The sequence below is a fragment of the Reyranella sp. genome (assembly GCF_036558665.1).
GTDB lineage: Bacteria > Pseudomonadota > Alphaproteobacteria > Reyranellales > Reyranellaceae > Reyranella.
Genome location: NZ_DATBFE010000185.1, coordinates 1 through 12,190, shown reverse-complemented (window position 1 = coordinate 12,190; position 12,190 = coordinate 1). Strand labels below are relative to the sequence as shown.

At 64.5% G+C, this 12,190-nt stretch carries 13 protein-coding genes; 4 read left to right on the top strand and 9 right to left on the bottom strand.

Features of this window, described 5'->3' with window-relative positions; all coding sequences use genetic code 11:
* Positions 1-17 precede the first annotated feature (17 nt).
* Complete coding sequence (locus tag VH499_RS25605) at positions 18-563, top strand: peptidylprolyl isomerase (RefSeq protein ID WP_332055610.1); 546 nt, start codon at positions 18-20, stop codon at positions 561-563.
* Between the two features lie 32 nt (positions 564-595).
* Entirely contained in the window at positions 596-1,075 is a 480-nt protein-coding gene (locus VH499_RS25600) for a peptidylprolyl isomerase (protein WP_332055609.1), read from the top strand.
* A gap of 38 nt (positions 1,076-1,113) precedes the next feature.
* Here the strand turns inward: VH499_RS25600 and VH499_RS25595 are convergent, their stop codons facing one another.
* From VH499_RS25595 to VH499_RS25570, 6 genes are all read right to left on the bottom strand, one after another.
* A complete protein-coding gene (locus tag VH499_RS25595) occupies positions 1,114-1,818 on the bottom strand; it encodes an ABC transporter ATP-binding protein (protein WP_332055696.1) in 705 nt (234 codons plus the stop codon).
* Positions 1,818-2,546, bottom strand: coding sequence for an ATP-binding cassette domain-containing protein (locus VH499_RS25590; RefSeq protein WP_332055608.1), 729 nt, complete (start codon positions 2,544-2,546; stop codon positions 1,818-1,820). Before VH499_RS25590 ends, VH499_RS25595 begins: the two co-directional genes overlap by 1 nt.
* Entirely contained in the window at positions 2,543-3,661 is a 1,119-nt protein-coding gene (locus VH499_RS25585; RefSeq protein WP_332055607.1) for an ABC transporter permease subunit, read from the bottom strand. The genes VH499_RS25590 and VH499_RS25585 overlap by 4 nt, the downstream gene beginning before the upstream one ends.
* A complete protein-coding gene (locus VH499_RS25580; protein WP_332055606.1) occupies positions 3,658-4,524 on the bottom strand; it encodes a branched-chain amino acid ABC transporter permease in 867 nt (288 codons plus the stop codon). Before VH499_RS25580 ends, VH499_RS25585 begins: the two co-directional genes overlap by 4 nt.
* A gap of 145 nt (positions 4,525-4,669) precedes the next feature.
* Positions 4,670-5,905, bottom strand: coding sequence for a transporter substrate-binding protein (locus VH499_RS25575; RefSeq protein ID WP_332055605.1), 1,236 nt, complete (start codon positions 5,903-5,905; stop codon positions 4,670-4,672).
* A 97-nt stretch (positions 5,906-6,002) separates the two neighbouring features.
* A complete protein-coding gene (locus tag VH499_RS25570) occupies positions 6,003-7,028 on the bottom strand; it encodes a substrate-binding domain-containing protein (protein WP_332055604.1) in 1,026 nt (341 codons plus the stop codon).
* A gap of 294 nt (positions 7,029-7,322) precedes the next feature.
* On the opposite strand from VH499_RS25570, the gene VH499_RS25565 reads away from it, so the two are divergent.
* Positions 7,323-7,754, top strand: coding sequence for a MarR family winged helix-turn-helix transcriptional regulator (locus tag VH499_RS25565; protein WP_332055603.1), 432 nt, complete (start codon positions 7,323-7,325; stop codon positions 7,752-7,754).
* Positions 7,755-7,879: 125 nt separating this feature from the next.
* Here VH499_RS25565 and VH499_RS25560 read toward each other — a convergent pair whose 3' ends face one another.
* Positions 7,880-9,412, bottom strand: a complete 1,533-nt coding sequence (locus tag VH499_RS25560) for an amidase (protein WP_332055602.1) — start codon at positions 9,410-9,412, stop codon at positions 7,880-7,882.
* A gap of 114 nt (positions 9,413-9,526) precedes the next feature.
* Here VH499_RS25560 and VH499_RS25555 point away from each other — a divergent pair, with 114 nt between their 5' ends.
* Positions 9,527-11,041, top strand: a complete 1,515-nt coding sequence (locus VH499_RS25555; RefSeq protein ID WP_332055601.1) for an amidase — start codon at positions 9,527-9,529, stop codon at positions 11,039-11,041.
* 103 nt (positions 11,042-11,144) lie between these two features.
* Here VH499_RS25555 and VH499_RS25550 read toward each other — a convergent pair whose 3' ends face one another.
* The gene (locus VH499_RS25550; RefSeq protein WP_332055600.1) at positions 11,145-11,522 is read right to left on the bottom strand and encodes a nuclear transport factor 2 family protein; all 378 of its coding nucleotides are present in this window, start codon (positions 11,520-11,522) and stop codon (positions 11,145-11,147) included.
* 17 nt (positions 11,523-11,539) lie between these two features.
* Positions 11,540-12,190 (bottom strand): zinc-dependent alcohol dehydrogenase family protein (locus VH499_RS25545; protein ID WP_332055599.1); only part of this gene is annotated, 651 nt, incomplete at its 5' end.

The following is a 12,190-nucleotide window of genomic DNA, read 5'->3' as shown; positions in this document are numbered from 1 at the left end:
AGGAGTAAACGATTCGTATGCGTCTGGTTTCCATTGCAGCCCTGGTCGCCCTTGCCCTGCTATCGGCCGGCACGACCCGCGCGGCCGACCTCGAGGACACGCTCTACATCGATCTCAAAGACGGACGTGTCGTTGTCGAAATGTATCCCAAGCTCGCACCCAGGCACGTGGCGCGCATCAAGGAGCTGGCCCGCGCCCATAAATACGACGGCATCGTCTTTCATCGCGTGATCGACGGCTTCATGGCGCAGACCGGAGACCCGACGGGCACCGGCTCGGGCGGCATGGGTGATCCGCTCCCCGCCGAATTCAACGACCAGCCGCATACGCGCGGCGCCGTATCGATGGCCCGTACCCAGGATCCCAACAGCGCACGCAGCCAGTTCTTCATCGTGCTCAAGGACTCGAAGTTCCTCGACCACCAGTACACGGTGTGGGGCCGCGTCGTCTCCGGCATGGAGTTCGTCGACAAGATCAAGAAGGGTGCCGGCCAGTCGGGCATCGTGGCGCCGCCGCAGGACAAGATGATCAAGGTGCGCGTCGCAGCCGACGAGAAGTCCTGATCCTCGACCAACTCTTTTTCAAGGAGCCGCCCATGGACAAGGAAAACACGCTCTATATCGACCTCAAGGACGGCCGCGTCGTAGTCGAGATGCGCCCCGATATCGCGCCCCGGCACGTGGCGCAGATCAAGAAGCTTGCGCGCGAAGGCAAGTATGACGGCATTGTCTTCCATCGCGTCATCGACGGCTTCATGGCCCAGACCGGCGATCCCACCGGCACCGGCTCGGGCGGCATGGGCGAGATGCTGTCGGCGGAGTTCAACAAGGAGCCACACACGCGCGGCGCCGTGTCGATGGCGCGCACCAGCGACCCCAACAGCGCGCGCAGCCAGTTCTTTATTGTTTTCAAGGATTCGAACTTCCTTGATGGCCAGTACACGGTCTGGGGCCGAGTCACCTCGGGCATGGAGTTCGTCGACAAGATCAAGAAGGGCGCCGGCCAGTCGGGCAGCGTTTCCGCTCCGCAGGACAAGATGGTGAAGGTCCAGGTGGCGGCCGACGCGGCCGAGTAGCTCGCCGAGCACGACGCGGGCCGCGCAGCCGGCCTGTGCTACCTTTCCACGCCGACGAATTCGCCGATCAGGTCGGGATCCTGCAAGTTGTCCGGCGCCACCTCGCGGGTGATCCGGCCCTTCTGGATCAGCAGAATGCGGTCCGAGAGAGCGGCGATGAACTCGAGGTTCTGCTCGACCAGGACCATGGTCAGCCGGCGGCTCCGCTTCAGCCGCGCCAGGAGCTCGATGATCTCGTCGATAATCGACGGCTGGATGCCCTCGGTCGGTTCGTCCAGCAGCAAGACCGCCGGCTTGCCGCAGAGACAGCGCGCGATGGCGAGCAGTTGCTGCTCGCCACCCGACAGGGCGCCGCCGAGCCGGTCCAGCAGCGGCTTCAGTCGCGGGAACTCGTCCAGCACTGCCCCGATCACGGGCGCGTCGGAGCCGGCTTCCTTGGCGCAACCCATGCGCAGATTGTCGAGCACGGACAGGTTCGGAAAGATGTCACGCCCCTGAGGCACATAGCCGATCCCGGCACGCGCACGCCGGAAGGGCGGCCAGTCGGTGATTTCGGACCGGTCGAGGGCGACGGTGCCGCCGGCCGCCGGCAGAAAACCCATGAGCGCCCGCAAGAGGCTCGTCTTGCCCATCCCGTTGTGGCCGAGAACGCCGACCGACTGGCCTTCCGCCACGGCGAACGTCACGCCGTGCAGGATCGGAATGCGCCCATAGGATGCATGGAGGTCGCGGACCGCAAGCATCACGCAGCGACCCGCTTGCCGAGATAGACGTCGCGCACTGTGGGATGACGCAGGATGTTCTCCATCGAATCCTCGACCAGCACGCGCCCGCGATCGAGGACGGTCACCTTGGATGCGATCATGCGAATGAACTGCATGTCGTGCTCGACCACGATCAGGGACCGGGTGCGGTTGATCTCCCGAATGAGCTCCGCCGTCCGCGCGACTTCCTCATGGGTCATCCCCGCGGCCGGCTCGTCGAGCAGGATGAGCTCGGGTTCGGCGGCAAGCACGATGCCGAGCTCCAGCCATTGTCGCTGGCCGTGCGCCAGCTGGCCGACCACGCGATCAGCCGCGCCAACCATCGCGATGCGGGACAATATGGTGTCGACCGTCTCGTTGGCGCGCCGCGTCGACCGGCCACGGCATGCGGCGATCCAGATGTTCTCGCGTACGCTCAAGCCATCGAACACGCTCGGCACCTGGGTCTTTATGCCGATGCCGAGGCGGGCGACCTCGTGCGTCTCGGCGCCGGAGATGTCGCGACCGCGATAAAGCACCTTGCCGCTTGTCGGAAACAGTTGTCCGGTCAGAAGCTTGAAGAACGTGCTCTTGCCCGCGCCGTTCGGCCCGATCAGGCAGCGCAGCTCGCCCTCGGTGAGGCGGAAGTTGACGCCGCTCACGGCCTCGACGCCGCCGAAACGCATGCCGAGATCCATGGTCTCGAGCAGAAGCGCGCGCTCTGTCATGTCGTGCCCTCCGCCTTGTCGGGCACCAGGTCGCGGGCCGGCCGGCGGCGGGCGAAGGGTAGACGGACGAGGTCGCGCAGTGTCGGCATCACGCCCCTCGGTACCAGCAGCACGAAGGCGAGCAGGACGGCGCCCAGGACCAGGTTCGTATTGCTGAAGTCGGCGATGCCCAGAGTGGAAGACAGCACGTTGGCGACAGTCGGGCCGACAATCTGCGTCAGTGATGCCTTCGACAGCTGCGCACTACCGAGATAGGCGGTCAGCCATTGGATCGCGATGCAGCCCACCACCGGTCCGATCAGAGTGCCGCGCCCTCCGACGATGACCCATATGATGATTTGCGCCGACTGTCCCAGGCCGAAGATTGTCGGGCTGACGAAAGCGCCCCAGTTTGCGAACAGGCATCCCGCGAGGCCCGCGAGCGCGCCGCCCAGCGCGAAGGTCCCGAGCTTGTACAGCCGTGCATCGTAGCCCAGGAACCCCGTCCTCTGCTCGTTCTCGCGGATCGCCACCATGACACGGCCGAAGCGGCTCACCAGCAGCCAACGCAGTCCGAAATAGACCGCGAGCAGAAGCACGATGGACACATAGAAGAGATCGTTGAGATCGAGCGCGCTGTCCGGAACGCCCGGCCAGTTGAGTGGCGGGATCGAGGGGATGCCGTTGAAGCCACCGAGCCGCGCCTCTCCGATGCGATATTCGGGGCCGGCCGTCGAATTCACCGCGTTGAACAGGATCAGCGTGACCGTGAGCGTAATCACGCCCAGATAGACGTCGCTGATGCGGCCATAGAACATGAAGTAGCCCAGCAAGGCGGCGAACGCCGCCGGCAGCGCGATCGCCAGGACGAAGGGGATCGTGCTCTCGCCGATATTGAACATCGCGATGGCGTAGGCGTAGGCGCCAAGGCCGAAGAAGGCCGACTGCCCGAAGCAGAGGATGCCGCCGTAGCCCCAAACCACAGCCAGGCTGAGCGCCAGGATGGCGAGGATCAGGTAGACGGTGACGTCGAGGAGCGAACTGAGTTCCAGCCACTGTGGCAAACCGATCATCGCGACAAGACCGATCACTCCGACCAGGGCCAGTCCGGCGACGTTCCAGGTTCGCGCACTCACAGCCACCTCTTGAAGAAGCGGCCGGTGATGCCCTGCGGCAGGAGGCGAATGAGTACGATCGCCGCCGCCAGTGTAATGACCACGCCGAACACCGGCGTCGTGAAATAGGTCGCCACCTCCTGTATGGCACCGAACAGGGCCGCGGCCGTGACCGTGCCGCTGAGAATCGCCGCGCCGCCGCCGATCACCGTGATAAAGGCCTTGGCGATGTAGGCAATGCCGATCGTCGGAAACACGCCGGAGATCGGCGCGATCAGCGCCCCGGCGAGCCCCGACAATGCCGCACCGACGCCGAAGGTCACGGCATAGACCTTGGGCGGGCTCAGCCCCAGTGCCGCCGCCATGTTCGGATTCTGCATGGTGCCGCGGGCCAACAGGCCCACTCGCGTATGCCGAAGCACGAGATAAATGGCGACCAGCAGTACTGCCGTGATGGCGATAACCACGAGGCCATAGATGCTGGTGCGGTAGTTGCCGATAGCCATGCCGCCAAGCGGCGCCGAGATGCCGACCGTCGTGTTGCCGAAGATGCCGGTGATCAGGCCGATCAGGAACAGGCTCAGCCCCCAAGTCGCAAGCATGGTGTCAATCATCCGGCCGTACAGGAAGCGGATCAACGTGCGTTCCACCAGAACCCCAATAGCGCCCACGACGAGGGGCGCCACAACCAGCATCGCGATCCAGAGATTGATGCCGTGCTGGTTGGCGACGATGGCGCTGTAGCCGCCCAGCATCAGGAACTCGCCGTGGGCGAGGTTGATGACCCGCATCATCCCGAAGATGACGGCCAGCCCGACGCTGATCAGCGCCAGGCTCGCCATCGCAAACAGCACCTGGATGACCAGAACGAGGACCAGATCCACCTACTTACCCTCGATCACAATCCTATCCGTCGTCCCGACCGGAGCCGAGCGAAGCGAGGCGGCGTGCAAGGATCTTCTCGCGAACGATTTGCGGCCGTTGAAGCAAGGTCCACCTCGCTCCGCTTCGGTCGGGATGAAAGGTGCCTCATGCCTTGATGACATACTGCTTGTTGTCGTTCGGATTCTTCTTCAGGTTGCAGACGGCGGCGGTATCGGCCGGCGGTTGCTGGCTGAAATCCTCCAGCACGTTCAGTTTCTTGTCCTTCACTTCCGCGATGTGAACGTCGAGCACGCAGTGATGGGTCGGCGGATCGATCGTGACCTTGCCGCTCGGCGCGTCGATGCTGATGCCGGTCTCGAGCGCTTCGATAACCTTCATCCGATCGACACTGTTCGCCTTCTTCACCGCCGTGGCCCACAGCTGGAAGCCCTGCCAGGTACCCATGGCAAGCTCGGTGACGTTGGGATAGTTGGCGCCGAAGCGCTTGTGGAAGCGCTCGATGAACGCCGCGTTCTGCGGGTTCTTCAGATCCTGGAAGTAGTTGTAGCAGATCAGCATGCCGTTGCACTCTTCCGGCGACAGCACGATGTGCTCGTTGCCGACGGCGAAGGTGGTCGATGCCATCGGGATCTTCTTGTTCATCCCGGCGGCGGCCCACTGGCGGTAGAACGAGATGTGCGCGCCGCCGACCAGCGCCGACCAGACGAAGTTTGGATTCGCCGCCTGGATCTTGGCGATCGAGGGGCCGAAGTTCGTGACGTCAAGCGGAAAGAATTCAGTCGCCACCGTCTCGCCGCCATTGTCCTTCACATACTTCTTCACCCACTCCGAGGTGATCTGCCCGTAGTTGTAGTCGGCGGCCACGATGTAGACCTTGTTGCCCCACTTCTTCATCGAATAAGGCACGAGCTTCTGCACCGTCTGAGCCGGCGTCACGCCCGTGTCGAACTGGTTGCGGTCGCACACACCGCCCTCGTACTGCGTGTTGTAGAAGTAGAGAGTCTTGAAGCGGTCGAGAACCGGCCGAATCACCTCGCGCGATGCCGACGTGATGCCGCCGTGAACCACCGCCACCTTCTCCTTCAGGGCGGCGTCCTGGGCATACTGCGTATAGAGCTGCATGTTGGACTGCGGATCGTAGCTCACCAGCTTGAGCTCGCGGCCGAGCAGTCCGCCGCCGGCATTGGTCTCCTCGATGGCGAGCGTCAGCGCGTCAACCATCGGCTTGCCGTAGATGTCGAGCCCGCCGGACAGGTCGTGAATGCTCGCGACCTTGATCGGATCGGCGGCGTAGCTGCGCGAACTCAGCGCGGCACTGGCGGAAAATGCGGCAGCGGTGGCGGCCGATGTCTTCAAGAGATTTCTGCGGGCTATCTTCATGCTTCGCTCCCTGGCCTCGTCCGATGACGGATGCCGGCTGATTAGAAGTCAGTTTATTTTACTTTTCAAGAAATAACCCCGGGAGGACGCCCGGCGTTCAAGCGGGAAAATGCTGAACGACGCGGAAATCGAGACCGTCCGCCTGGGCGAGATAGATATCGGTATGCAAGTGGCGCGCCATCATGTGCGACCGCCCGCGGGCGCCGACGTAGCTCAGGTCCTGCGAGGCGCGGCCGAGCGTCTCGATGTCGAGCGCCTGCGCGCGGCGGCCCAACTCGGCGTAGAACCGGACGCCCTCGTAGCAGGACTGGCCGATCGTGTTCGGGACCGGCGCCTCCCTGCCGAACGCGCCGTGATAACGGTCGAGAAAGGCCAGATTGTCATCGGTCTGCAGACCCGAGAGATAGCCCGCAGCGAAGAAGAAGTTGGCCGCGTTCTCGGCGCCGATCCCCAGAAGCGTGTTCTCCTCGCTGGCTGCCGACAGCCGCAGGATGTGGCGGTCGAGGCCGGCGTCGGCGAAGGCACGGTTGAAGGTCACGCAGTCGCTGCCGACCATCGATACGAGAATGGCGTCGGGATGCGCCTTGCGGATGCAGTCGAGGCAGGCGTCATAGTCCTCGCAGCCGAAGGGTACGTAGCTTTCGCCAACGACCTCGCCGCCATCGGCTGCGACGTAGCGCCGGGCAGCGCGATGGGAGACGCGCGGCCAGACGTAGTCATTGCCCATGAGGTACCATCGCCTTGCTCCGTGTCGCCCGACAAGCCACGCGATCGACGGCCTCAACTGCAATGCGGGAGTCTCACCGACCATGAACACACCAGGCGCCTTCTCGCCGCCTTCGTAGACTGGCGTATAGACGTAGGGGACCCTGCCCCTGAGAGCACGCACCAGCGCCTGGCGGACGGCGCTGATGTGCATGCCGATCACCGCCTCGGCCCCGCCCTCGACGAGGTCGAGGGTCTCATCGGTTACAATTTCGGGATCGCGACCGGCATCGATGAAGGTGAGCTCGAGCTCACGCCCGAGCAATCCGCCACTCTCATTGACCTCGCGCGCCGCCAGCAAGGCACTGGTCTGGCACGATGGTCCCCAAAGTCCGGCGGGGCCGCTGAACGGCGCCAACAGCGCAATGCAAAGGCGATCGCGCCGCCGGCGCGGGAGCCAAGGAGCCGCATCGAGCGCGCCGCCGGGCAGGAACGCTCCTGCTGACCTTGCGCGTGCCGCAATCGACGATGCGGAGGCTGCAGCGACCATGTGGTGTCGTCCCCATCCCGGAACGGCCGCAGCCCGCGCCGCGACCGGCCCTGCCGGTCGCTGTTCCCATCGCCACGGTCGCTTCCGATCTTGCCAATGGACGGTAGCACCCCTATCAATCCTTGAAAAGTTAAACTCTTTCGCTTGGCGCAGACACTGGAAATGGCGACGACACCTCCGATCAACGAATACTTGGCCTACCTGCTCGCCCAGGCCGAACGGCAACTCAACCGGCAGCTCGATCAGGAGTTTCGCGCCGAGGGAGTGCCGGTCGAGCAGTGGCGGATCCTCAAGCTGCTCGCCGAGAAGAATGGGCGCTCGATGGGCGACCTTGCCGAGGTTGCGCTGCTCAACCATCCGACACTCACCAAGACTATCGATCGCATGGTCTCGGGCGCGCTGGTCTATCGCCGCGCCGACAAGAGCGACGGACGGCGCGTTCTCATCTTCATCTCCGAGCGCGGCCGCGCCGTGATCCAGCGCCTCAACCGGCTCGCCAACCTGCACCAGGCAGAGATCGTCGAGAGCTATGGCAACCGCCAGGCCGAGGAGCTCAAGCGCCTGATCGAGGGCCTCATCGAACACACGGCTTGAGCGCTGGACTCGCGGCCTTCAATCCGGAAACGGCCCCTGCGCTCGGAGCGACATCGCTTCTCTGGCGTTCGCCTTGCGCCAAACCAAAATCGTCATCCTAGGGTGAAGACGAGGGACCTTTATTCCTACGTCTTTTTCCAATCGCCAAGCCGCTCGAACGCATGGCCGGCGCGGATCAGGGTCGCCTCGTCGAAATGCTTGCCGACCAGCATCAGGCCGACCGGCAGGCCGGCAACCTTGCCGCAAGGCACTGTGAAGGCCGGATGCCCGCTCGCGTCAAACGGGCAGGTGTTCTGCTGCATGTTGAGGGCGAGATCGACATAGTTCTCACGGCTGCAGTCGGGCGCCGGGATCTTCGTCGCCGGGAATGGCAGCGTCGGCATCGCGATCACGTCGTAGCGCGCCAGCACCTCGTCATAGGCGCGGCGCAGCAGGACACGCAAGTTCTGCGCCTTGGCGTGGTAGCGATTGTGATAGTTGCGGTGCATGTATTCGCCGAGCAGGAGAACGAGCTTCACCGTCTCGGACACGTCGTCCGGCCGTGACCGCCAGCCACGCGCGAAGGCCTCCTGAAGCGAGGTCGTGTAGTAACCAGCCCAATTGTTGCCCAACGCATAGCCCTTGATCATCATCTCGGCCGCGCCCTCCAAGATGATGCCCGTCCAGATGTGCGGGCCGTCGAGATGCAGAGGGATCGACACCTCCTCGACCGCTGCGCCCGCGTCCTCGAGCTTGCTGAGCGCAAGGCGTACCTTCTTGCCGGTGTCCGGCGTCAGCGGATTGCCGGTCTCGTGGCCGAAGCCCTCCTTCAGCGCCGCGATGCGCAAGCCCTTGGCCGGCTGCCCGAGCGCGCCTACGAAATCGCCCACCCGGGCACCGACGGTGCGCGGATCATGCGGGTCGGGGCCGGCAATGACGGCCAGGAGCCGCGCCACGTTTTCGACGCTGTCGCAGATCGGTCCGCAGTGATCTACAGAGTAGGAGATCGGCATGCCGCCGGTCATCGGCACGAGGCCCCACGTGGGCTTCAGGCCATAGACGCCGCACCAGCCCGACGGTGTGCGGATCGAACCGCCCTGATCGCCACCCAGCGCCATCTCCACCTCGCCCGCAGCAACCAGAGCAGCACTGCCGCCCGACGAACCGCCGGCCGAGTGCTGCGGACTGTGCGGATTGCGGATCGGGCCGGTGGCGCAGGTGTGGCTGCCGGCAGAAAAACAGAGATCCTCGCACGCCGCCTTGCCGACGATCGTGCCGCCGGCATCGAGGATGCGCGTCACCACCGTCGCGTCGACGTCGGGCACATAGCCCTCGAGCACGCGCGAGCCGTTCATCATCGGCACGCCCGCGACGCAGATATTGTCCTTCACTGCGATCTTCTTACCGGCGAGCGGACCGGTTGCCGCGCCGCGGATCTCGCACTTCCAGTACCAGGCGTTCAGCGGGTTCTCCTGCGGTCCAGGTCGATGGCCGGGCAAGCGCGGATAGCGCACCGGCAGCTTCGGTTCGGCAAGCTCGTCGAGGCGCGCATAGGACGCCATCGATCCCACCATCAAGCCCCGGAAGGAGTCCGCGTCCGCCTCGGTGAGCGTCATGCCGAAGCCCTGCGCGAGGTCCAGGATCTCGGCGGCAGTCGGCAGCCGCGGCGCTGTCGTCATTCGATCGCTCTCCTCGTCGGTCGGACGCAGTCTATGGCGGCGTTATTTTACTTTTCAAGTAAACTTTCCTCGACGCATACTCCACGCCGCGACAGGAACAAGGAGGAGGAGTCCATGACCGTCAAGCGCGCCACGCTGGCCGAGCTCAAGGCGATCGCCGACGACCTCGCCATTCCCCTCACCGACGAGCGGGCGGCGGAGTTTCTCGGCCTGATGCAGGGGAATTTCGACGCCTACGATCTCCTGGAGGCGATGCCGGACTACAAGCCCGAGGTAAAATATCCGCGCACGCCGGGGTACCGGCCCGAAGGCGACGAGAACAAGTACAATGCCTGGTACGTGAAGACGACCGTCAAGGGCGCGTCATCCGGCAAGCTTGTCGGCAAGACGGTGGCGCTCAAGGATAATGTCTGCCTGGCCGGCGTGCCGATGATGAACGGCGCCTCGACACTCGAAGGCTACGTGCCCGACATCGACGCCACGATCGTGACCCGCATGCTCGATGCCGGTGCCACGATCGCCGGCAAGGCGCATTGCGAGTTCTTCTGCCTCTCGGGCGGCAGCCACACCAATGCGCTCGGTCCGGTCCACAATCCGCACAAGATGGGCTACTCCGCCGGCGGGTCGTCGTCGGGCAGCGGTGCCCTCGTTGCGGGGGGCGAGGTGGATATGGCGATCGGCGGCGACCAGGGCGGCTCGATCCGCATCCCTTCCTCCTTCTGCGGCATCTACGGCATGAAGGCGACGCACGGGCTCGTTCCCTACACCGGCGTGATGCCGATCGAGTCCACCATCGACCATACCGGCCCCATGACCGCGACGGTGAGCGACAATGCGCTGCTGCTCGAGGTGTTGGCCGGCGCCGACGGCCTCGATCCGCGCCAGTACGCGCCGAGGACGGCCCGCTACACCGAGGCGCTGGGCAGGCCCGCAAAGGGGCTGCGCATCGCCGTCGTGAACGAAGGCTTCGGTCATGCCAATTCGGAGAAGGACGTCGACGAGCGCGTGAGAGCGGGCGCCGAGCGCTTCGCCAGACTCGGCGCGACCGTAGATCAGGTCAGCATTGCCATGCACCGCGTCGGGCCAGCCATCTGGACGCCCATCGCGCTGGAAGGCCTGCAGGCGCAGATGATGCGCGGCAACGGCATGGGTTTCAACTGGAAGGGTCTCTATACGACCAGCCTGCTCGACGCCCATGCCGGCTGGCGTGCCCGCGCGAACGAGCTGTCCGACAGCCTGAAGATCTCGATGTTCGTCGGCGAGTACTTCCTGAAGCACTATCGCGGGCACTACTACGCCAAGGCGCAGAACCTCGCCCGCAAGCTCAAGGCCGCCTACGATTCGGTGCTCGGCAAGTACGATCTGCTCCTGATGCCGACCTTGCCGATGAAGGCCACGCCCATTCCTGCTCCGGACAGCCCGTTGCCGCTCTACATCCAGCGCGCCTTCGAGATGGTCGGCAATACGGCTCCGTTCGATGTCACCGGCCATCCGGCGATGACCCTGCCCTGCGGCATGAGCGACGGCTTGCCTGTCGGCCTGATGCTGATCGGCAAGGACTACGACGAAGCCACCGTCTACCGCGCCGCCCATGCCTTCGAGCAGGACGGCGACTGGAAGAAGATGTAGGGGAATCGAAGATCGCTGGCTCGGGCCTGCAGATTCCCAAGCGCGATTCCGGATGACACAAATGTTGTTGTCATCGCGAGGCGAAGCTGAGGGATCTTTCTTGTTACTCCTTAGTCACGGCATGGAAGGCCTTGGCGATGACCTGCCAGCGGCCCTCGACCTTCAGGAGCGTGAGGTAGTCGGTGAAGTAACGCGGCGGTAGCTGGCACTCGACCTTGGCGAAGGCGGTCGCCGGGCCGGAGAAATCGATCGACACGATGCGATCGCGTCGTTCGCTTCCCTTCGCCTTGCCGGAGGGCCGGCTTTCCACGCCCTTGAACCAGTCGGCGCGCGGCAGATCGGCCGCCTTGCCATCGGCACCGGCACTGTAAAGGTGCGCCGCCGGATGGAACGCCTGTCCGAGTTTCTTCGTGTCTCCTTCGTACAGGCCATCGAAATAGACCTGCAGCACTTTCTCGATTTCGGCGACGTCGGAACTCATTTCTTTCCTCCTTGCACTCAGATCGCCCCGCCGGGGCTGACCAGGATCTTGCCATTGCGCCCGCCCCGGTCGGCATGTGCGAGCGCCTCCTTGATCTTGTCGATCGGATAGACCGTGTCCACCGCGGCGCCGAGCTTTCCTTCAAGTACCTGCCCTGCGAGCCCGGCATAGATCTCGCGGATCTTCTCGGGCTTGCGGCGTGCGAGGAAGCGCCCGAGCATGAAGCCGGTGAGCCTTATGCCGCGATAGATGAAGTTGGAGCGGCTGACCTCGGGATTCTCCCCGCTCATGGAGCCATAGTGCACCAGCGTGCCATCGCTCGCGAGGCAGTCGGCGATGCGGCCGGTCGCCTTGCCGCCGACCGCCTCCAGCCCGAGCCTGATCGGCGCTTCGCCGGTCTCGCGCGCGACCCGTGCCGCGAGATCGTCGCCGTCGACCAGCACGAGGTCGGCGCCGAGTTGCTTCAACTCGTCCGCTAGCTCGGCCCGCCGCACGACGTTCACCGTGCGCAGCCCACGCTCATGCGCCAGCACGATCGCAAGGCGCCCGACCGCCGAGTTCGCGACGTTCTGGATCACCCATTCACCGCCCTTGAGATCGACGAAGTCAGACAGCATCAGCTCGGCGGTCGGCGGATTGATGCGCACCATTGCTGCCTGCCTGAGATC

Bases quoted from the DNA above. Each gene is read 5' to 3' on its own strand.
- VH499_RS25565 (WP_332055603.1), top strand. From the start codon at position 7,323: ATGGCGACGACACCTCCGATCAACGAATACTTGGCCTACCTGCTCGCC.
- VH499_RS25605 (WP_332055610.1), top strand. From the start codon at position 18: ATGCGTCTGGTTTCCATTGCAGCCCTGGTCGCCCTTGCCCTGCTATCG.
- VH499_RS25590 (WP_332055608.1), bottom strand. From the start codon at position 2,546: ATGACAGAGCGCGCGCTTCTGCTCGAGACCATGGATCTCGGCATGCGT.
- VH499_RS25595 (WP_332055696.1), bottom strand. From the start codon at position 1,818: ATGCTTGCGGTCCGCGACCTCCATGCATCCTATGGGCGCATTCCGATC.
- VH499_RS25555 (WP_332055601.1), top strand. From the start codon at position 9,527: ATGACCGTCAAGCGCGCCACGCTGGCCGAGCTCAAGGCGATCGCCGAC.
- VH499_RS25550 (WP_332055600.1), bottom strand. From the start codon at position 11,522: ATGAGTTCCGACGTCGCCGAAATCGAGAAAGTGCTGCAGGTCTATTTC.
- VH499_RS25600 (WP_332055609.1), top strand. From the start codon at position 596: ATGGACAAGGAAAACACGCTCTATATCGACCTCAAGGACGGCCGCGTC.
- VH499_RS25575 (WP_332055605.1), bottom strand. From the start codon at position 5,905: ATGAAGATAGCCCGCAGAAATCTCTTGAAGACATCGGCCGCCACCGCT.
- VH499_RS25560 (WP_332055602.1), bottom strand. From the start codon at position 9,412: ATGACGACAGCGCCGCGGCTGCCGACTGCCGCCGAGATCCTGGACCTC.